General features: G+C 56.4%; 18 protein-coding genes. 14 read left to right on the top strand and 4 right to left on the bottom strand.

What is annotated here, in order from left to right; translation table 11 throughout:
* Positions 1-69 precede the first annotated feature (69 nt).
* The 12 genes from ACMYSN_RS19440 to ACMYSN_RS19385 all read left to right on the top strand — a co-directional run bounded on the left by ACMYSN_RS19440 (position 70) and on the right by ACMYSN_RS19385 (position 13035).
* Positions 70-1341 carry an MFS transporter gene (locus ACMYSN_RS19440; RefSeq protein ID WP_462498293.1) on the top strand — a complete coding sequence of 424 codons (1272 nt, stop codon included), beginning with the start codon at positions 70-72 and terminating at the stop codon, positions 1339-1341.
* A 192-nt stretch (positions 1342-1533) separates the two neighbouring features.
* Entirely contained in the window at positions 1534-1779 is a 246-nt protein-coding gene (locus tag ACMYSN_RS19435; protein WP_123756607.1) for a hypothetical protein, read from the top strand.
* A 989-nt stretch (positions 1780-2768) separates the two neighbouring features.
* Complete coding sequence (locus tag ACMYSN_RS19430; protein WP_462498292.1) at positions 2769-3374, top strand: site-specific integrase; 606 nt, start codon at positions 2769-2771, stop codon at positions 3372-3374.
* 482 nt (positions 3375-3856) lie between these two features.
* Positions 3857-4453 (top strand): site-specific integrase, encoded by a 597-nt coding sequence (fimE, locus tag ACMYSN_RS19425; RefSeq protein WP_462495846.1) that lies wholly within the window; start codon positions 3857-3859, stop codon positions 4451-4453.
* 494 nt (positions 4454-4947) lie between these two features.
* A complete protein-coding gene (gene fimA / locus ACMYSN_RS19420; RefSeq protein WP_462495845.1) occupies positions 4948-5496 on the top strand; it encodes a fimbrial protein in 549 nt (182 codons plus the stop codon).
* 72 nt (positions 5497-5568) lie between these two features.
* Positions 5569-6108: a type 1 fimbrial minor subunit FimI gene (fimI, locus tag ACMYSN_RS19415; protein ID WP_123756603.1), complete on the top strand. Its 540-nt coding sequence runs from the start codon at positions 5569-5571 to the stop codon at positions 6106-6108.
* A gap of 55 nt (positions 6109-6163) precedes the next feature.
* Entirely contained in the window at positions 6164-6868 is a 705-nt protein-coding gene (locus ACMYSN_RS19410; RefSeq protein ID WP_462495844.1) for a fimbria/pilus periplasmic chaperone, read from the top strand.
* Between the two features lie 74 nt (positions 6869-6942).
* Positions 6943-9579 carry a fimbrial biogenesis usher protein gene (locus tag ACMYSN_RS19405; RefSeq protein ID WP_462495843.1) on the top strand — a complete coding sequence of 879 codons (2637 nt, stop codon included), beginning with the start codon at positions 6943-6945 and terminating at the stop codon, positions 9577-9579.
* A 9-nt stretch (positions 9580-9588) separates the two neighbouring features.
* On the top strand, positions 9589-10119 hold the full coding sequence (gene fimF, locus ACMYSN_RS19400) for a type 1 fimbrial adaptor subunit FimF (protein ID WP_462498291.1): 531 nt from the start codon (positions 9589-9591) through the stop codon (positions 10117-10119).
* A gap of 12 nt (positions 10120-10131) precedes the next feature.
* The gene (gene fimG, locus ACMYSN_RS19395; protein ID WP_462495842.1) at positions 10132-10635 is read left to right on the top strand and encodes a fimbrial protein; all 504 of its coding nucleotides are present in this window, start codon (positions 10132-10134) and stop codon (positions 10633-10635) included.
* A 17-nt stretch (positions 10636-10652) separates the two neighbouring features.
* A complete protein-coding gene (locus ACMYSN_RS19390) occupies positions 10653-11558 on the top strand; it encodes a fimbrial protein (protein ID WP_462495841.1) in 906 nt (301 codons plus the stop codon).
* Between the two features lie 28 nt (positions 11559-11586).
* Complete coding sequence (locus ACMYSN_RS19385) at positions 11587-13035, top strand: EAL domain-containing protein (RefSeq protein ID WP_462498290.1); 1449 nt, start codon at positions 11587-11589, stop codon at positions 13033-13035.
* Between the two features lie 105 nt (positions 13036-13140).
* On the opposite strand, the gene alaE is transcribed toward ACMYSN_RS19385, so the two are convergent.
* A complete protein-coding gene (gene alaE / locus ACMYSN_RS19380) occupies positions 13141-13602 on the bottom strand; it encodes an L-alanine exporter AlaE (RefSeq protein ID WP_462495840.1) in 462 nt (153 codons plus the stop codon).
* A 181-nt stretch (positions 13603-13783) separates the two neighbouring features.
* Here alaE and ACMYSN_RS19375 point away from each other — a divergent pair, with 181 nt between their 5' ends.
* Positions 13784-15022, top strand: coding sequence for an MFS transporter (locus ACMYSN_RS19375; RefSeq protein ID WP_462495839.1), 1239 nt, complete (start codon positions 13784-13786; stop codon positions 15020-15022).
* Between the two features lie 63 nt (positions 15023-15085).
* Here the strand turns inward: ACMYSN_RS19375 and ACMYSN_RS19370 are convergent, their stop codons facing one another.
* The 3 genes from ACMYSN_RS19370 to ACMYSN_RS19360 all read right to left on the bottom strand — a co-directional run bounded on the left by ACMYSN_RS19370 (position 15086) and on the right by ACMYSN_RS19360 (position 18787).
* Positions 15086-15358, bottom strand: a complete 273-nt coding sequence (locus tag ACMYSN_RS19370; RefSeq protein ID WP_004867312.1) for a GNAT family N-acetyltransferase — start codon at positions 15356-15358, stop codon at positions 15086-15088.
* Positions 15359-15369: 11 nt separating this feature from the next.
* A complete protein-coding gene (yjdI, locus tag ACMYSN_RS19365) occupies positions 15370-15600 on the bottom strand; it encodes a (4Fe-4S)-binding protein (RefSeq protein ID WP_462495838.1) in 231 nt (76 codons plus the stop codon).
* 451 nt (positions 15601-16051) lie between these two features.
* On the bottom strand, positions 16052-18787 hold the full coding sequence (locus ACMYSN_RS19360; RefSeq protein WP_462495837.1) for a MalT transcriptional regulator family protein: 2736 nt from the start codon (positions 18785-18787) through the stop codon (positions 16052-16054).
* Positions 18788-18982: 195 nt separating this feature from the next.
* Here ACMYSN_RS19360 and ACMYSN_RS19355 point away from each other — a divergent pair, with 195 nt between their 5' ends.
* Positions 18983-19762 (top strand): acetoin reductase, encoded by a 780-nt coding sequence (locus ACMYSN_RS19355; protein ID WP_462495836.1) that lies wholly within the window; start codon positions 18983-18985, stop codon positions 19760-19762.
* The last annotated feature ends 17 nt before the right edge of the window (positions 19763-19779 follow it).

The following is a 19779-nucleotide window of genomic DNA, read 5'->3' as shown; positions in this document are numbered from 1 at the left end:
TTCACCTGCACTGGAGTACATGTGATGTCTGGAACTGCGAGCGATACGCCGGTAAGCAAGCCCCAATCAATGCGCAAATTGATTATCGGTTCTTTTCTGGGTAACTCTCTTGAGTGGTACGACTTTTTTCTCTACGGCACGGCGGCAGCGCTGGTGTTCGGGCCGCTGTTCTTCCCGACCACCGATGACCCGCTGCTCGGCGCCTTCCTGGCCTTTTCGGGGTTTGCCATTGGCTTTATCGCCAGGCCGCTGGGCGGTATCGCCTTCGGCCACCTCGGAGATAAATACAGTCGTAAAATGACCCTGATCATCACCCTGACGCTGATGGGGGCCAGCACCTTTTTGATAGGTCTGTTACCAACCTACGAGCACATCGGTGTGCTGGCACCCATCGCCCTGATTACCCTGCGTTTCGTGCAGGGCGTGGCCTCCGGCGGCGAATGGGGCGGCGGCGTACTGATGCTGAGCGAGAATGCCCCGGAACATCAAAAGGGCTACTACACCGCCTGGAGTCAGGTCGGCGTTTCCGGCGGCTTTGTCCTTTCGTCGCTGGCGTTCTATCTGGTCCAGTTGCTGCCCCAGGAAGATGTACTGGCCTGGGCATGGCGCATCCCGTTCCTGCTGAGCCTGTTTATCTTCCTGGTGGGGGTCTATATCCGGCGCAATATCGAGGAGAATGCCGAGTTCGTCGCGCGCAAAGAGCAACCCGAGGACGCGCAGTTACCGGTACTGAGCGCCTTCAAACATCACCCGAAAGCCATTTTGCAGGCCATCGGTTTGCGGCTGGCGGAAAACGGCGCGGTGTATATCTTTTTCACCTTCTCAGTGGTCTATTGCAAACATATCGGCATTGAAACCCGGCTGGTGATTGCCGCAGTGACCATCGCTATGGCGGTGGAGATCGTCACCATTCTCGCCTGGGGCTGGTTGTCGGATCGGATCGGCCGGAAAGCGCTCTATTATATCGGCGTGATTGGCATGGCCCTGGTGGCGTTTCCGTTCTTCTGGCTCCTGCAAATGCACAGCTTCCCGGCGATTCTGCTGGCGATGCTGCTGGCCCTGCCGGTGTGCCACGGGGCGATGATCGCCGCCCAGCCGTGCATGATGGTGGAGCTGTTCCCGGTGGAAGTGCGCTATACCGGTCTGGCGCTCGGCCATGAAATTGGCGCCGTTATCTCCGGCGGGATTAGCCCGATGCTAGCGGTGGCGTTTTTAATCAAGTGGGACAGCTACGTCCCGGTCGCCTTGATGCTACTGGCCTTTGCATTACTGGCTCTGGTCGCGCTGATCAGTATTCGCCAGCCCACCACCGCACGCCCACAGCGGCAACCGGCCCTGTAATACTCATCGGCATGATGGTCTGTGCAACAAGGATGTTGCCCGTTCTGAACCCCAGCCTTCAAATTTAAATTTAAACAAAACAATGGTTAAGCCGGCATTTTTTGCTGAACCTGATAAATAATTCCACGCCACAATGACACCGTCTTCTATTTTATATATTGGAATGTTGGATTTATCAGAAAGGCAATTTATATGAAAAAGTTTATTATTCCTCTGATCACCGCAGCCCTGTTGCTGCCAGCGCTGTCAGCCCATGCAACTTACCGCAGCGATAACCGCCAGGACGCACGAAATATCCGCCAGGACTCTCGCGAGGAAGGACGTGATACCAAGCAGCAATGCGTCCGGGACAACAACAAGAGCAATGCCGGTTGCCGCCAGGACAAACGTGAGAATCGCCGCGACGGTCGTCAGGATGCCCGCGACGAGAAGTGGTGATCCACTGACAAAAACAGCAGGTGTGGTAAACACGCCTGCTATTACGCAGGTCAAGATTTACATTCTTCAAACAGAATCCCCACTGAGCACGCGATAGCCACCAACAAATACGTTACCATAGGTTACGTTCAGTGACTTTTTATTTCCGTGCGATGGCTGATCGGGATAATTGCGCGAGCAACTATTCACGCCATAAGTATGCTATTTGATGCCGTCCGACGAAAGACGGGAGATATTTAATCCACCTCTTACCCCCCTGTTTCGCCCGTCAACCCCGCATGCCAAAAATACAATAAAAACAGTCTTGATAATTCCTGAAATCATTTACATCCTATCATCAACAATCTGATACTAAACAACATTATATTTCCATCGCCACCACCCCCATCATTCTAAACACTCCAGTAAAACGAGAGAAGCCGGCAATCCTGATTCGCAAAAGTACCGGATTCCGGCGTGACACACCTCAACAATTAAGTCATATATCACTCAGGAATACATACCTCAGGTTTATTATTGCTATTCTCCGGCATAATTTTGCAGTATGGTTTAATCACGGTTATCGTCATGCAGTGAATGCTACCCGGTCTGGCATATCATTTTTGCCATACTGCGACGCACGTTATGCAATATTCAGTGGGCCACCCACCCCTGCGCCTCCGTATTCCAGGAGTGCATAACCAGAAGGAATGTAGGATGAGCAGAATATGGAACCCTCCCCGAATATTAATATTTATTAACAAAAAATGGTATGTCACCAAATTACATGAGGTTATTCCCCTACGACGAAGGGAGAGGCTTCATGTTTAAAACCAGCCTGCATTTGGAGTCCCCGTTTCAGCATGATATATGCTGAGGAACTTTTATCCGTTATAAAAGCATATCGCGCTATGACGAAAAATAAATGTTCAACAACACCTACTGATCAACGCGCTGGCCTGGCAACGAAGACCACACGGAATGAATGCCTTCAATTAAAAGGGAATAACATGAAGAGTACTTCTGAAATCAAGAAGAGGAACTTCCTGACTCAAAACGAGATCGAGTCGCTCCTCAAAGCAGCAAATAGTGGAGTCCACGCTGCACGTAACTATTGTCTGACATTACTCTGCTTTATTCATGGTTTTCGCGCCAGTGAAATTTGCCGTCTGCAAATCTCGGATATTGATTTATGCTCCAAATGTATTTACATTCGTCGACTTAAAAAAGGGTTTTCAACAACCCACCCGTTATTAAATAAAGAAATTCAGGCATTAAAAGTCTGGCTGGATATTCGCAGTTCGTATCCGGATGCTGACAGCGAATGGCTGTTTTTATCTCGCAAAGGCAATCCACTTTCCCGCCAGCAGTTTTACCAGATTATTTCGGCTGCCGGAGATAACGCCGGATTGACCATTGAAATTCATCCCCACATGCTCCGTCATTCATGTGGATTTGCGCTGGCGAATATGGGTATCGATACCCGCCTTATTCAGGATTATCTCGGTCATCGTAATATCCGTCATACCGTCTGGTATACCGCCAGTAACGCCGGGCGTTTTTACGGCATCTGGGACAATAAAAAAGAGAAGCAGCGCAACAACCTCTTGCGTTGAACCCCGTCTCAGCAACGGGGTTCAGAGTCTGATGCCATGGATGGCGTTAAAATGAGCAACTGTTACTGAAAACATTAGCAAATATTAACCATGCGTTAACTAAGATTATTGTTCCCGCAAGTTCTGACTTCATTCATAATAGCTAAACGGGTGATATCCTTGTAAATAATCAGGATTTTAATTCGTTATTTATTGTCGAATTAAACCATTCAGCATTATATTTTCCGTTTAAATCCTCGCCACCTATAACTTTTTCTCCTGTAATTTTATGAACCTGGCATTCGCTGCGCTTAACGCTATTGTGATATGACCTGAAATCCATAAAAATAAGATTTATCGCCTGGCGATATTTGAACTATGTGTAAATGTAATGTGAGCATTTGTTTTTTTGAATACACCTTTAACATTGCGGATTATTTTTTAGCCGCCCTGATTTCTTTCAGGGCGGCGCCTTCGTTCATCAATTTCAGGAGCAATGTATTGTGAATCGACGTCGTTTTCTTACCGCCAAAGAAGTTCAGGCGATGATGCTGGCTGCCCAGCAGGGTCCCACCGGAGAGCGGGACTATTGTCTGATACTGCTGGCGTTCCGCCATGGTATGCGTATCAGTGAGCTTCTCGACCTGCACTATCGGGATCTGGATCTTACTGAGGGACGGATCAATGTCCGCCGGCTGAAAAATGGATTTTCGACCATTCACCCCCTGCGATTTGACGAACTGGAAGCGATTGAACGCTGGAGTCAGGTACGTGTCGGCTGGAAAGCTGCGCAAAAAACCAGTGCGATCTTTATTTCACGCCGAGGAACCCAGCTTTCCCGTCAGCAGGCCTATCGGATTATTCGCAGCGCTGGCGAGCACGCAGGCACCGCGACCCAAACCCATCCGCATATGTTGCGCCACGCCTGTGGCTATGAACTTGCAGAAAGGGGCACAGACACGCGTTTGATTCAGGATTATCTGGGTCATCGCAATATTCGACACACGGTGCGCTACACCGCCAGTAATGCGGCGAGATTTGCCGGATTATGGGAAAGAAATAACCTGCTGGAAGAAAAATCTTATGAACAGAAGAAGTAATTCAACCAACTGATAAAAAAGGATATTTTTAGAAATGAACAAGTCAATTGGGGCCAAACTGTTTACATCATAAAAATATTTTGCAAACTTTTGCAACTAACAAGTACGTCAATTCTAAGAAATTAATATTATCTAACTGATTATTATCATATTTTACCTCTAATAGATTTTACTTATTCGCTAATCCATTCCGCCGTTCTGCCATATCATCTTTTCTGACTCCGCCGATTACCTGGCTCTCCCCCACGAAAAAATTCAGCTGATAAAGCCACAAAGATACAAAAGACAACATTAATAACCAATCACAAAAACATAAAAGACATAAATAAGCATTTTGTTTCAATGAGTCAAAATGGCCCCAATTGACTCATTAGTTGGGGAAAAACTGTGCAGAGCCGGCAGTCGAACCATTCGGCTGATATATGGAATGCCTGGAAGGCACTACGACTGCCAATTTCGGTTCGTAATATCGACTTTGTTTAAAGGAAAACACCATGAAAATCAAAACACTGGCAATCGTTGTTCTGTCAGCCCTGTCCCTGAGCTCTGCAGCGGCTCTGGCTGATACCACTACGGTTAACGGCGGTACAGTGCATTTCAAAGGGGAAGTGGTTAACGCTGCCTGTGCCGTAGATGCCGGCTCTATCGATCAGACCGTTCAACTGGGCCAGGTCCGTTCAGCCAGACTCGCTACAGCAGGGAGCACCAGCTCAGCGGTAGGTTTCAACATCCAGCTGGATGATTGCGACACCACCGTAGCGACCAAAGCTTCCGTTGCCTTCTCCGGGACGGCTATAGACAGCACCAACACCACCGTACTGGCACTGCAGAACTCCGCAGCTGGCGGCGCCACTAACGTGGGTGTACAGATCCTCGACAGCACTGGTACTCCGCTGGCTCTGGATGGCGCTACCTTCGGTGCAGCGACCACCCTGAACGACGGTACCAACATTATTCCTTTCCAGGCACGCTACTACGCAACCGGTGCAGCAACTGCCGGTACTGCTAACGCAGACGCCACCTTCAAAGTGCAATACGAGTAATTCACTCATCAGGCAAGGATGCGGTTCGGGCCAGGATGGCCCGTTATCTACGACAGGACTGGAGTGATAGCGATGCCAGGAATGAAATCAGCACTGTTGCTACTGCTGCTGCCGCCACTCGCCGTGGCAGGGAACCACTGGAACGTCACGCTCCCTGGCGGAAACATGCGCTTTCAGGGAGTCATTATTGCGGAATCCTGCCGGGTTGAAGCAGGAGACCAGCAGTTGACGGTCAATATGGGGCAGATCAGCAGCAATCGCCTTCATTCTGCCGGGGAAGATACCGACCCCGTGCCTTTCGATATCCATCTTCAGGACTGCAGCACCGCCGTCAGCCAACGCGTCGGCGTCGCTTTTCACGGCGTGGCGGACGGTAAAAATCCAGACGTGCTTTCGGTGGGTGAAGGCCCCGGCATCGCCACCGGAATCGGTATTGCGCTGTTTGATAGAGAAGATCGCCTGATTCCGCTTAACGCACCGGCCAGCGCCTGGTCACGACTGTATGTCGGGCCAACAACGCTGCATTTTGTCGCGAAATATCGCGCGACCGGCCATCAGGTGACCGGCGGAGCCGCCAATGCTCAGGCCTGGTTCTCTCTGACCTATCAGTAAATAACGGCGGGCATACCGGATGCAGGACACAACGGTGAGTATAAAAGGGGAAAACGTGAGAAAAACACTGGGGATGACGCGCTATCTGCTGGCGAGCTTATTGATGGTCGCCACGGCAGGTTTCACTGCACAAACCGAAGCTGGCGTAGCGCTGGGGGCAACCCGGGTGATCTATCCGGCCGGACAGAAACAGGTCCAGCTGGCGGTGACGAATAATGATGACAGCAGCACCTATCTGATTCAGTCATGGGTCGAAAATGCCGAGGGGCAAAAAGACGGGCAGTTTGTAATAACCCCGCCGCTGTTCGCCATGCAGGGTAAAAAAGAGAACACCTTACGCATTATTGATGCCACCAACGACAAGCTGCCGAAAGATCGGGAAAGCCTGTTCTGGATGAACGTCAAAGCCATCCCTTCGATGGATAAATCAAAGCTCAGCGATAATACGCTGCAGCTGGCGATTATTAGCCGCATCAAGCTCTACTATCGCCCGGCAAAACTGACGCTGTCACCGGATCAGGCCCCGGAGAAACTGACGTTTCGCCGCAGCGCCACGGCCCTCACGCTAATTAACCCGACGCCTTACTACCTGACGGTCACCGAGCTCAATGCCGGTACGCGGGTACTGGAAAACGCGCTGGTCCCGCCGATGGGTGAAACCTCGGTAAAAATCCCGGCCGATGCGGGTCGCGATATCACCTACCGGACCATCAACGACTATGGCGCACTGACCCCACGGATGAAGGGCGCACTGCAATAACTCCGGGGAAACCAGCGTTCTCCCCTGAATGATAATAAGAACTGACAGCCGGGCGACTACGGACCGGAGGGACTATGTCACATCTGAAATATGGACTGGACCGTTTGGGCATCCAGCGTACGCGGCAGGGTGCCCCTGGGTCGGTTCGCGTATTTGCCCGGTTCCCCATTGCCCTTTTGCTGGCCCTGCCAGCTTTTTCCGCGCAGGCGGAACTCTACTTTAACCCGCGTTTTCTCGCCGACGATCCTGCCGCCGTGGCGGACCTATCGGGATTCGAACAAGGACAGGAAGTGCCGCCGGGCACCTATCGCGTCGATATCTATCTGAATAATGGGTTTATGACCACCCGCGATGTCACCTTTAATCGCGCAGAGAACCAGCATGGCCTCGCCCCCTGCCTGACCCGCGGACAGCTCGCCAGCATGGGGGTCAACACCGCCGCCGTTACCGGGATGAACACCCTGGCCGCCGATGCCTGCGTGCCGATGGCGGAGTTAATCAAGGATGCCACCAGCCGTTTTGACGTCGGCTCCCAGCGCCTGTACCTGACCGTTCCGCAGGCGTTTATGGGCAACCGCGCGCGCGGCTATATCCCACCGGAACTATGGGATGACGGGATCAATGCCGGGCTGCTGAATTACAACTTCACCGGCAACAACGTGCGCAACTCCATCGGCGGTAGCAGCCAGTACGCCTATCTGAACCTGCAAAGCGGCCTCAACCTCGGTGCCTGGCGTCTGCGGGACAACACCACCTGGAGCTACAGCACCGGCGGCAGTTCCGCGAGCAATGAGAATAAATGGCAGCACGTGAACAGCTGGCTGGAGCGGGACATTGTGCCTCTGCGCTCGCGCCTGACGATGGGCGACAGCTACACCAACGGCGACGTTTTTGACGGGATTAACTTTCGCGGGGCGCAGCTGGCCTCGGACGACAATATGCTGCCGGACAGCCAGAAGGGCTTTGCCCCGGTGATCCACGGTATTGCCCGCGGCACCGCCCAGGTCTCCATTCGCCAGAACGGCTATGAGATCTACCAGAGCACCGTGCCACCTGGGCCGTTCACCATTAACGATCTCTATGCCGCCGGCAACGGGGGCGATCTGCAGGTCACGGTGAAAGAGGCCGACGGCAGCCTTCAGGTGTTCTCCGTTCCCTGGTCAACGGTGCCGGTGCTGCAACGTGAGGGCCATACGCGCTTCGCTCTGACCGCCGGGGAATACCGCAGCGGCAACGACCAGCAGGATAAACCCAAATTCTTCCAGGGCACGCTGCTCCACGGCTTGCCGGCAGGATGGACGCTGTACGGCGGGACCCAGCTGGCGGACCGCTACCGGGCATTTAACCTTGGGGTGGGGAAAAATATGGGCGATCTCGGCGCCGTGTCGCTGGACGTCACCCAGGCCAATGCCAAACTGCCCGACGACAGCGAACACCAGGGACAATCGCTGCGCTTCCTCTATAACAAATCGCTCACCGACGTGGGCACCAACATTCAACTGGTCGGCTACCGCTACTCCACGCGCGGCTATTTTAGCTTTGCCGATACCACCTACAACCGGATGAGCGGCTATGACGTGGAAACGCAGGATGGCGTTATCCAGGTGAAGCCTAAGTACACCGATTACTACAACCTTGCCTACAGTAAGCGCGGCAAAGTGCAGGTCAGCCTGACGCAGCAGCTAGGACGCACCGCCACGCTGTATCTGAGCGGCAGCCACCAGAGCTACTGGGGCACCGGCAAAGCCGACGAGCAGTTGCAGGCTGGGCTCAATGCGGCGGTCAACGATATCAACTGGACCCTGAGCTACAGCGTCACCAAAAACGCCTGGCAGGACGGTCGCGATCAGATGCTGGCGGTCAACGTCAACATTCCGTTCAGCCACTGGATGCGCTCCGACAGCACCTCCGTGTGGCGCCATGCCAGCGCCAGCTACAGCATGTCGCATGACCTCGATGGCCGGATGACCAACCTGGCCGGCCTGTACGGCACGCTGCTGGAGGACAACAACCTCAGCTACAGCATGCAGACCGGGTATGCCGGAGGCGGCAACGGCGACAGCGGCGCCACCGGCTATGCCGCGCTGAACTACCGCGGCGGCTACGGCAACGCCAACGTCGGGTACAGCCACAGCGATGGCCTGAAACAACTGTATTACGGCGTGAGTGGCGGCGTGCTTGCCCATCGCAACGGCGTCACCTTAAGCCAGCCGCTGAACGACACGATAGTGCTGATTAAGGCGCCGGGAGCGGACAACGTGAAAGTCGAAAACCAGACCGGGGTGCGCACCGACTGGCGCGGCTATGCGGTGCTGCCTTATGCCACCGAATACCGTGAGAACAGGGTAGCGCTGAACACCAACACCCTGGCCGACAATGTCGACCTCGATGACGCGGTGGTCAGCGTGGTGCCGACCCATGGCGCCATCGTGCGCGCCGAATTTAAAGCCCACGTCGGGATGAAGCTGCTGATGACCCTGACCCGCAATGGCAAGCCGGTGCCTTTCGGCGCCATGGTGACCTCGGTGGATAACCAGAGCGGCAGCATCGTCGCCGATAACGGTCAGGTCTATATGAGCGGCATGCCGCTGGCCGGAAAAGTACAGGTGAAATGGGGTGAAGGCGCCGCCGCCAGCTGCGTGGCCGAGTACCGCCTGCCGCCAGAGAGCCAGCTGCAGGCGCTGAGCCAGCTCTCCGCGGTCTGCCGCTAAGGAAGAATGATGATGACTAAATCACTGTATCTGCTGGGGGCCATGCTGTCGTTTACCCTCCCCCACGTGTTCGCTGCCGACAGCACCATTACCATCAACGGCTACGTCCGGGATAACGCCTGCGCGGTGGCGGGAGAATCGAAAGATTTTACCGTCGACCTGATGGATAACGCCGCGAAGCAGTTCAACGCCATCGGCGCGACCACGCCGGTGGTGCCGTTTCGCATCGTGCTGTCGCCGTGCGGCAGCTCGGTGACCGCCGTCAAGGTGGGATTCACCGGCGTGGCGGATACCAGCAACACCAGTTTGTTAAAGCTGGACAGCGGCGCGTCTGCGGCGGCGGGAATGGGGATCCAGATCCTCGACACCAACCAGACGATGCTGCCGCTCAACGCCGCCTCGACGGCGATCGCCTGGACCACCCTGACGCCAGGGCAGACCAATACCCTGAACTTTTACGCGCGTCTGATGGCAACCCAGGTCCCGGTCACCGCCGGGCACGTCAACGCCACAGCGACATTTACGCTGGAATTTCAGTAACCGGAGGTTGAGATGAACGGGACTCCCCGAGGATGGCTGCTGGCCAGCGTGCTGGCACTGGCCGTCTCCCCATTGCAGGCGGCCGACATCACGATCACCGTGAACGGCAAAGTGGTTGCCAAACCCTGTACGGTATCGACCACCCAGGCCACCGTGGAGCTTGGCGATCTGTATACCTTCAGCCTGGTGTCTGCCGGTGCCGCTTCGGCCTGGCACAGCGTGGCGCTCGACCTGAGCAACTGCCCGGTGGGCACCTCCAGAGTCACCGCCAGCTTTAGCGGCACCGCGGACGCTACCGGGTATTACAAGAACCAGGGGACCGCGGGCAATATCCAGCTGGAATTGCAGGATGACGGCGGCACCACCCTCAACAACGGCGCCACCAAATCGGTGCAGGTTGATGACACCACCCAGTCCGCCCGTTTCCCGCTGCAGGTCAGAGCCTTGACGGTCAACGGCGGCGCCACCCAGGGAACCATTCAGGCGGTGATCAGTGTCACCTACACCTACGCCTGAGTCAGGAGAGTAAGTTGATGAAAAAAGTCTTAACCCTGTTCACCACGCTGCTGCTGTTGGGCTGGTCAGTCAATGCCTGGTCCTTCGCCTGCAAAACCGCGACCGGGGCGACGATCCCCATCGGCGGCGGCAGCGCCAACGTCTACGTCAACCTGGCACCGGCGGTCAACGTCGGGCAAAACCTGGTGGTCGACCTGTCATCACAAATTTTCTGCCACAACGACTATCCGCAGACCATTACCGACTACGTGACCCTGCAGCGCGGCTCCGCTTACGGCGGCGTACTGTCGAGTTTTTCCGGTACGGTAAGATATAACGGCACCACCTATCCGTTCCCGACCACCACGGAAACCGCCCGGGTTATCTATGATTCCACCACCGATAAACCCTGGCCAACCGTGCTCTATCTGACGCCAATCAGCACCGCCGGCGGCGTGGCGATCACCACCGGTTCGCTGATTGCGGTGTTGATTCTGCACCAGACCAACAACTACAACGGCGACTCATATCAGTTCGTGTGGAATATCTACGCCAACAACGATGTGGTGGTCCCCACCGGCGGCTGCGATGTCTCTGCCCGCGACGTAACAGTGACGCTCCCGGAATACCCCGGATCGATGGCGGTGCCGGTCACGGTGTACTGCGCGCAGAATCAGAATCTCGGCTATTATCTCTCCGGTACCACCGCCGATGCGGCGAACTCTATCTTCAGCAACACCGCGTCGGCCTCGCCCGCCCAGGGCATTGGCGTGCAGATGACCCGTAACGGCAGCGTTGTTCCGGCCAACAGTACGGTGTCTCTGGGGACCGTCGGGACGTCAGCGGTCAATCTGGGGTTAACCGCGACCTACGCGCGCACCACCGGCCAGGTCACGGCGGGCAACGTGCAGTCCATTATTGGGGTGACATTTGTCTATCAATAGCGGCAGCGTGGCGCAGGTCTCTCCGCCGGTGGACTATATTCTCTCGCCCTGCACGATCGCCGCCGAGGGGCTGTCCGCGTTGATGGACGACGGCAGCCTGCGCCAGCCCCGTCGGCTGTTTCCCCAACGCCATGAGGCGCGGCTCATTCCCGAGCGGGTCAGCGTCCGTCGCGTGGTGGTATTTTTGCCCGACGATCCGTTCTGGCTGCTGCTCACTCTGCGCCAGGCGGCGCAGCTCCTGAAACATCGCGCCGTGGCGCTACCGATGCTGATCCTCAGCCGCAGTCCGGCAAACTGGCTGTGGCACACGCTGTTGCATCAGGTCGGCAAGGCGCGTTACCTGGCCGCGGTACAGGCCGCCGCCGCCGATTTACCCTGTCAGCAGCTGGCGGAGCTTCTCAGCTATTCCCCATCAGCGGGCTCCCCCCTTCTGGAACAGCAGGCGGTGCGGGAGATGGCGACCGGCGGCACGCCGACCTGCGGCATCAGTAAGCCGGAGCTGACTACCGCGCTGGACTGGCTGCAGGGGGACAGCATCAATAGTCAGGCGCAACGGCGGGGGCTGAGTCATAAAACCCTCTATACCCAGCGAAGTTCAGGACTGAAGAAGATGGTGGAACATCATCCACATCTGGCGAGCCGCTTTCCCGGCAGCCAGACCAAAGGACAAAAGGCCAGCGGTGTCGCCGCGCTTTCTGCGTTCGAGCGTGAGTTTGTTCATGCGATTCACTGCCGGCACATTTTTCCGGTATTCCAGCCCATCACCGACGAGCGTTTAATGCTGCAGGGCATCGAGGTGCTGTCACGCTGGCGGCGCCACGGTGAAGTGCTACTGCCGGGCGAGTTTCTGCCGCGGATCCGTTCGGAATATGCCTGGCTGTTGCTCACCGCTTTTGTCTTGCAGGAGGCGGTGCAGAACATCAATCAGCACTCGGGGGAGTTTTACTTCGCGGTGAACATCCCGCCGGTCATCGCCAACAATAGCAATATTGTCCGCATGATGGAGGCGGCGCGTCAGCAGTTACATGAACCGCAGTGGGGCAAACGGCTGGTACTGGAATTTGCTGAAACCGTCGATCTCAGCCGCCACGGCAAAACCGGTGAGAATATTACCCGCTTACAGCAGCTGGGCTTTTGTATCATGCTCGACGACTGCTTTTCACAAAGCAGCGTAATGTTTCCGGTTCGAACCGTGCGCTTTAATGAGTACAAGCTGGATATCAGCATTATCAACGATCTGGCGCGCGACCCGCACGCCCTGGCGTTGATCAAAAGCCTGATCTATTACTGCCAGCTCTCCGGCAGCCGCTGCATTGCTGAAGGGGTCGATAGCCTGGAGAAATTCAATATCCTGAAGGCCCAGGGCATCGATCGTTTTCAGGGCTACCTGATCTCACCGCCGGTGACGGGCGATAATCTGCCGGATCTTATCCAGCGCTTTTCCGCAGGGCGATTTCCCACCAGCATTGCCGGATAGTTCGGCATAGAGGCCGAATGCCTTAATGGTGAGGCGGCTATGTGGCGCGATTTGCGATCCCCTCGGGGGGAGTAAATTCTGAGAAGAAAAAGATCGCCTGACCAGTCAGCTGTCCAACGACATCGGCTTACTTCCTCCTGGAGGTAAGCCGAACAACTTGCGAACCCAGTTAAGAAATGCGCCATAAGGGCGTCCCAGCAAAAGCATCATCAGGGCGGCGCCAAGCGTGCCGCGAAGCAATCCGCTTCCCGAGGCTCCGCTGAAAGCAATGATCAATGCATAGATGGGAACCTGAAAACTGACAAGCGCCACGCTATCCCAAAACAGTGTAGATATTCGACTCTCACCGGCACGCCTCATTACCCAGTCACGCCACATGCCGTAAGGTCTGGCCACCGGAACCATCAGAGCCGCCCCCAGCAGGCGGGCATGGAAAACCTGCTCCCACGTCATGCCGGCGATCAGGCGTTCATTAATAATGCCGGTTGTCGTGAAAAAGAGGATCAGCGCAACGGTATCTGCCAAAAATGCAGTCCGACGCATCTTCTGTTGCTGGCGTTGAGGCAAATGGTTTTCCTGTCGTGGTGAGGTGGCAACTTATTAATGCGAAACGCACACCTTGCCATTGCCGGAATGTACAAGATATCGCACTTTGTCAGACGATAAAAACCGAAAGTTCCTGGCGGACTTTCCACCAGGCCGGTACCACGATGCCGGCCGGAATATGGGCTTTTAATGGGATAAGACTATGGGTTCACTGGTATCCGCGGCACAAGATTCACTGCTGAGGCACAGGCCGTTCGTCACCTTTTGGCTGGCGCGCACCTGTTCATCGTTTGGTTTTCAAATGTTTTCGGTTGCCGTTAGCTGGCAAATTTATGCCATCACCCACAGCGCGATGGCGCTCGGGATGATCGGCCTGATGCAATTCTTACCTTCCGTCCTGCTGGCTCTCCCTGCCGGGCACCTTGCGGATCAGTTCGATCGCCGGCGGATTGTGCTGCTTGGTCAGTTCATTGAGTGGGTTGCATTACTCGGGCTGGTTGCGCTGACGCTGCTGCAATGGGCGGACAAGATTGAAATTTGGGGGCTGGTCTTTTTAATCTCGGTGGCAAAAGCGCTGGAGTGGCCGGCAATCACCTCGATGCTACCGGCGCTGGTGCCGCCGCCGATCCTTGCACGGGCGATGGCGGCCAGCTCAGTCGGCGGACAGGCGGCAGTGATTATCGGCCCAACGCTTGGCGGCCTGCTGTACGTGGCGGGCCCGGAGGTGGTGTATGGTGTATCGGCGCTGTTCTATTTGTTCTCGATTGTGCTGGTTAGCCGACTGCGCTACGAGCGGCCACCGCAAACCCGTCTGCCCATGAACCTCACCAACCTGTTTGCCGGCGTGCATTTTATCCGCGAGCGAAAAGATGTCCTGGGTGTGATCTCGCTCGATCTGTTTGCCGTCCTCCTCGGCGGGGCAACCGCGCTGTTACCGATCTTCGCGCAGGATATTTTGCATACTGGCCCCTGGGGCCTGGGGATGCTGCGCGGAGCGCCATCGGTTGGCGCGTTGCTGGTTGGCGTCTGGCTCAGCCGCCACAAGCTGGAGAAAAACGTTGGCCTGATCATGTTCGCCTCGGTGGCGGGCTTTGGCCTGGCAACGCTGGTATTTGCGCTTTCTGAGCGGCTGTGGCTTTCCCTGCTGGCGCTGGCCGCGCTCGGCGGATTCGATATGGTGAGCATGGTCATTCGTGGTGCGCTGGTGCAGCTGGATACGCCGGATGATATGCGCGGTCGCGTGAACGCGGTGAACGCTATCTTCATCAATACCTCAAACCAGCTTGGCGAGTTTGAATCTGGCCTGTTAGCCGCATGGATGGGCGCCGTACCGGCAGCAGCACTTGGCGGAATTGGAACCCTGGTGGTAGTGGCCATCTGGATGACCATTTTCCCGCACCTGCGTAAAAGGCAGAAGCTGGAAAATGAAGGCACGACCTGATTTGCGGTAGATGCGATCTACGTCAGGCAAAATAGAGCACCGGTTGAAGCCGGTGCTTATATTTCAGGCGCGGATATCGTCGTACTCGCGGGTGTTATCAAACTCATGTTTGGCAAACGGGCACAGCGGGATAATTTTTCGCTGCTCGCCGCGCATTTTTTCCACGACCTTCGCTACCAGCTGTTTGCCTACCCCCTGGCCTTTCAGGCTCTCGTCCACGTCGGTATGTTCAATAATGCTGAGATGCTCGCCGGTGGGGACAAAAACAATTTCGGCGACCTGATTCCCTGCCGCATCATTGACGTAAAACTTGTTATGACCTTCCAGTATCTCCACTATTTCCTCACTTATTTTTGGCAATATTTCAGGGCACCGCTCGGGCAGGTATCGATCACCCGTACGACGGTGGCGACATCCACTTCGTCCGGGATGATCCACGGCTTACGCTTGAGGTTAAAGAGCTTTGCACTACCGCGCACGCAGTTTCCCGAGTGCTGACAGATGTCCGTGTTGAAGTAGACATCTATCTTCTCTCCGGTATAGGCCCGATAGCCGGCTTCCACTAGTTCCTTATCCATGACATTGCCTCATTATTTTTTTATTGTTCAGGTGCTAAGCATAGCCCTGCCAAACCGCCCCCGCTATGGGGAAATGGCGAATCCCTAATGTATATATCGTTAAGACTTAGCGTATTGATGCAAAATAAATGATTTAATTATCATCTTATCCTGACCTATCTATTTCATGCATCGCCCCGACATTCCCCCTCAATAAACAGAGGGAAGTACTGAGGTACTATTATTCCAGCCTGTTTTTCTCTCTGGCTGTTCATTATTGCCAGCGATTCCGGTATTCGGAGCGACCTTCCCCGGCTGGTTTTTCTGTTCGCCACGATCCTGTGGTGCCGGAGGTCAGCGGGCGTATCAGGCCATGCTGGAAGATGCCCGGGCCCGCCTGACAACGCTGGACGCGCGAAAGCGCTGGTGAAGCAGACCACTTCGTCGCGGACCCGCGTTAGATCCACAGGCGTCAGGCAAATAGCTGCCATTCTCGCGCCTGATTGACCGCCTGAATCCGGCCATTCACCTCCAGCTTTTCGTACAGCTGCTTGAGATGCCATTTCACGGTTTCCGCCGTAATCCCTAAGGCCCGGGCGATCTCTTTATTGGAGTAGCCCTCGGCGATCAGCCCCAGCGTTTGCAGTTCCCGCTCGGTCAGACGAAGGTTCGCCGGCGCCTGACGGGCTACAGCAGTCAGGATCCCAGCCTCGCTAAATTTGGCAAGGCGCTGCGCCAGCTCACCGCTGAAAGCCTCGCCCTGGCCTCCGCGTTGCTGGATAGCCATCAGCAATGCAGCCATATCCTCCCCGCCGTCCAGCAGGCTGCGCCACAGTTTCTGCTGAAACGCCCGGCGCAACGCGGGGATCCCCACAGCAATTGCCCGCTCCTGTTCCCCGGCACGCCACAGCGCGACGGCCTGAATCAGCCGCAGACGTACGGCAAACAGCCACTCGCCGACACGCTCCTGCTCATCGGCGAGCGTCTCGAGCTGCCGGGCTGCCGCCAGGGGTTTTCCATCGGCCATCAGCACCCGGCTCTGACTCAGGGTCAAACAGGCGGTGACAAAATCAGCGCTCTCCGCGGCGGCCCCGAGGGCCAGTTGCTGCAGACGCAGCAGCAGACTGTCGGCCGCCGCGCGATCGCCCGCCTGAAGCGCATTGCAAATACGCTCGGCCAGCAGCGGCGCCTGCGCCCGCAGCCATCCGCGCTGCACCGCCAGGCCTTCGGCATGCAAAAGCAGCGAGATCATCTCGTCCGTCTGCCCGTTTAATCGCGCCAGCCTCGCCAACACGATGTAACAGCGGCTAAAGCCATCTGGTGGGCAAAAGTCATCGATCATCTCCAGGCGGAGCATCAGCAGCGTCGCGATGGACTGCACTTCCCCTTGTTCCCAGGCAATTTCTGCGAGGATTGGCGCCAGGGTTGCGCCGCTGCTGGAATGGGGACCGGTCTGTTGTTCGGCATATTGCAGCGCCCGCGCCGCCTGGTGCTGAGCTTCCGCCAGGTTGCCCTGACGCAGGTATCCCTGGGCCATAACAAACGCCCGGTACACCTCGACGAACAGGTTGCGGTTCGCCACCCGCACTCCCGATACCCGTTGCTGCACATCCAGCGCCTGCTGCGGCCGGGCGTTCGCCAGGTGGCAGTAGCTGAGAATATTGCACACCAGGCCATCCACCCAGATATCACCGCAGGGTACGTCATGCAGCAGCGGTTCGACGATCGCAATGCTCTGCGCAATATTGTCGGCAAACGCTTCGCAGATAGCCCGCACGACGCGGATCTTGATCCATGAACTGTGGGCTAACTCGCGGCGGTTGGCGGCGGCCAGTGACTCAATGGCGTCCAGCAGCTGGCGGGCATCGTGAAAGCGAAAGCGGTGCGCTAACGCCCACGCGAGGTTCGTTTGCAGTTCGATGCGCGAAGGGTCCAGATTGGCCGGCAGATAGCGGATCCAGCGCACCATGGTCTCGATATCGCCCTCTTCCGCCAGCGACTGGGCGCCCGCTTCCGCATGCCCGGCCCCCGCCTTTCCGGCGGCCAGTGCATGGCGAATCGCCTCCGCCCACAACTGCTGGCCAGCAAACCAGTTACTGGCATGTTCATGCAACGTGCGGATATCCACCTCCGCGCTATGGCGCAGGCGGTACAGCAGCGCTTCGCGCATCAGCGGGTGGTAACGGAACCAGAAGCCGTCCGCATCCAGGGCAGAGAGAAACAGATTGTGCTGCGCTATCCACGTCAGCATCGCTTCACCGTTGCGTTTCCCGGTCACGGCATCGCACAGCGACGGGTGCAGACGGTTGAGCATGGAGGTTCGCAGAAGAAAGGCCAACACCTCCGTGGGCAATGGCGCAAAAATAACTTCGTCCAGATAGCGAGAGAGGGCCCGGGAGGCGGTGTTCAGTTTGCCGTCGGTGAGGCAGGAATGGGCGCTGCCGTTCGCTAAGGCGGCCATTTTCATTCCGGCAACCCAGCCCTCGGTGCGGGCTATCAGTCGCGGAATATCCTGCCGCTCGGGGGCCGGTGAGATCGACGTTGAAAAATAGATTCTGGCCTCGGCGGCGTTAAACCGCAGCGCATGATCGTCAATCTCCACCAGCCGATCCTCCATCTGCAGGCGACTCAACGCCAGCGGGGGTTGGCTGCGGCTGGCAATAATCACATGCAGAGACGGCGGTGCATGGTTCAGCAACCAATTCAGCCCCTCATGAATGTCCGGGTCGCTAATATTCTGGTAGTCATCAAGAATCAGAAACAGCGGTGCCTGACGGCGGTGCAGTTGGTTGACTAGCCCGGCGAGAAACAGGCGGAAATCGTCACCTGGGGCATTCTCCGCCAGGGTATGCTCTGCCTGCCACAGCGGCCGCAGCGCCTCTTGCAGGTAACGCATCAACAACAAAGGCGTGCTGTCATCGTCATCGATACTCAGCCAGGCGAGCGCATCGCCCTGCTGCTGCCGATGCTGGTACCACTGGGCCAGTAGCGTGGTTTTACCGAACCCGGCGGGAGCGCATACCAGCGTGAGGGTACTGGTGAGGGCGGCATCGAGACGCTGGAGCAGACGCTCGCGTGGCTGCAGCGTCCCCGGCGATCGCGGCGGCGTAAAGCGCGTCGCAATCAGCGGTAAGGTGCGCGCAAGGCGGAACGGTTCCTGGTGAACAAACCCGCTCAATGCGTCTTCCGTCGAGGGTAACAATTCCATAGCGCTATGACCTCTTCATCCCGTACACCGGCCATTATCCCCCCCAAACGGGGGGTAGGCCATGTTTATCCATACCTATAAAGTAGTTTTATCCTCTGCCACCGATGGGCGGTACGTCAGGCCAGCTTGTTCGTGCGGCCAGCCTTTCCCATCCGGCATCCATCATCTCTTAATCAGTACAAGGTGAGTACAGAAATGGCTATCGAAAATAAAGTTGCTTTAGTGACCGGCGCAGGTCAGGGCATTGGCCGCGGTATTGCTTTACGTCTGGCTAAAGAAGGCGCGTCGTTGATGCTTGTCGACGTGAAGCCGGAAGGGATTGCGGCAGTAGCCGCAGAGATTGAGGCCCTGGGTCGTAAGGCCGCGACGTTCGTAGCCAATATTGCCGATCGCGCCCAGGTATATGCCGCCGTTGACCAGACGGAAAAAGAGCTGGGCGGCTTTGATATTATCGTCAACAACGCGGGCATTGCGCAGGTGCAGGCGATCGCCGACGTGACGCCTGACGAGGTCGATCAGATCATGCGTATCAACGTTCAGGGAACTTTATGGGGCATCCAGGCCGCGGCGAAAAAATTTATCGACCGCAAGCAGAACGGCAAAATTATCAACGCCTGCTCGATTGCCGGACATGACGGTTTCGCTATGCTGGGGATTTATTCCGCCACCAAATTTGCCGTTCGCGCCCTGACTCAGGCGGCGGCGAAAGAGTACGCCAGCCGTGGGATCACCGTGAACGCCTACTGCCCGGGGATTGTCGGTACCGGCATGTGGACCGAAATCGATAAACGTTTCTCCGACATTACCGGTGCGCCGGTCGGTGAGACCTATAAAAAATATGTTGAAGGTATTGCACTCGGTCGCGCAGAAACGCCGGACGATGTGGCAAGCCTGGTCTCGTATCTGGCTGGCCCGGATTCCGACTATATTACCGGTCAGTCGATCCTGATCGATGGCGGGATTGTTTACCGTTAATGTCCGAAGCGGGCCGT

This window comes from Klebsiella sp. R445 (assembly GCF_051131755.1).
GTDB lineage: Bacteria > Pseudomonadota > Gammaproteobacteria > Enterobacterales > Enterobacteriaceae > Klebsiella > Klebsiella lignicola.
The sequence above is the reverse complement of the archived record's forward strand: the minus strand, read 5'-3'. Positions and strand labels throughout refer to the sequence as shown.

Bases quoted from the DNA above. Each gene is read 5' to 3' on its own strand.
- ACMYSN_RS19440 (WP_462498293.1), top strand. From the start codon at position 70: ATGCGCAAATTGATTATCGGTTCTTTTCTGGGTAACTCTCTTGAGTGG.
- ACMYSN_RS19435 (WP_123756607.1), top strand. From the start codon at position 1,534: ATGAAAAAGTTTATTATTCCTCTGATCACCGCAGCCCTGTTGCTGCCA.
- ACMYSN_RS19430 (WP_462498292.1), top strand. From the start codon at position 2,769: ATGAAGAGTACTTCTGAAATCAAGAAGAGGAACTTCCTGACTCAAAAC.
- fimA (WP_462495845.1), top strand. From the start codon at position 4,948: ATGAAAATCAAAACACTGGCAATCGTTGTTCTGTCAGCCCTGTCCCTG.
- fimI (WP_123756603.1), top strand. From the start codon at position 5,569: ATGCCAGGAATGAAATCAGCACTGTTGCTACTGCTGCTGCCGCCACTC.
- ACMYSN_RS19405 (WP_462495843.1), top strand. From the start codon at position 6,943: ATGTCACATCTGAAATATGGACTGGACCGTTTGGGCATCCAGCGTACG.
- fimF (WP_462498291.1), top strand. From the start codon at position 9,589: ATGATGACTAAATCACTGTATCTGCTGGGGGCCATGCTGTCGTTTACC.
- fimG (WP_462495842.1), top strand. From the start codon at position 10,132: ATGAACGGGACTCCCCGAGGATGGCTGCTGGCCAGCGTGCTGGCACTG.
- ACMYSN_RS19390 (WP_462495841.1), top strand. From the start codon at position 10,653: ATGAAAAAAGTCTTAACCCTGTTCACCACGCTGCTGCTGTTGGGCTGG.
- ACMYSN_RS19375 (WP_462495839.1), top strand. From the start codon at position 13,784: ATGGGTTCACTGGTATCCGCGGCACAAGATTCACTGCTGAGGCACAGG.
- yjdI (WP_462495838.1), bottom strand. From the start codon at position 15,600: ATGGATAAGGAACTAGTGGAAGCCGGCTATCGGGCCTATACCGGAGAG.
- ACMYSN_RS19360 (WP_462495837.1), bottom strand. From the start codon at position 18,787: ATGGAATTGTTACCCTCGACGGAAGACGCATTGAGCGGGTTTGTTCAC.
- ACMYSN_RS19355 (WP_462495836.1), top strand. From the start codon at position 18,983: ATGGCTATCGAAAATAAAGTTGCTTTAGTGACCGGCGCAGGTCAGGGC.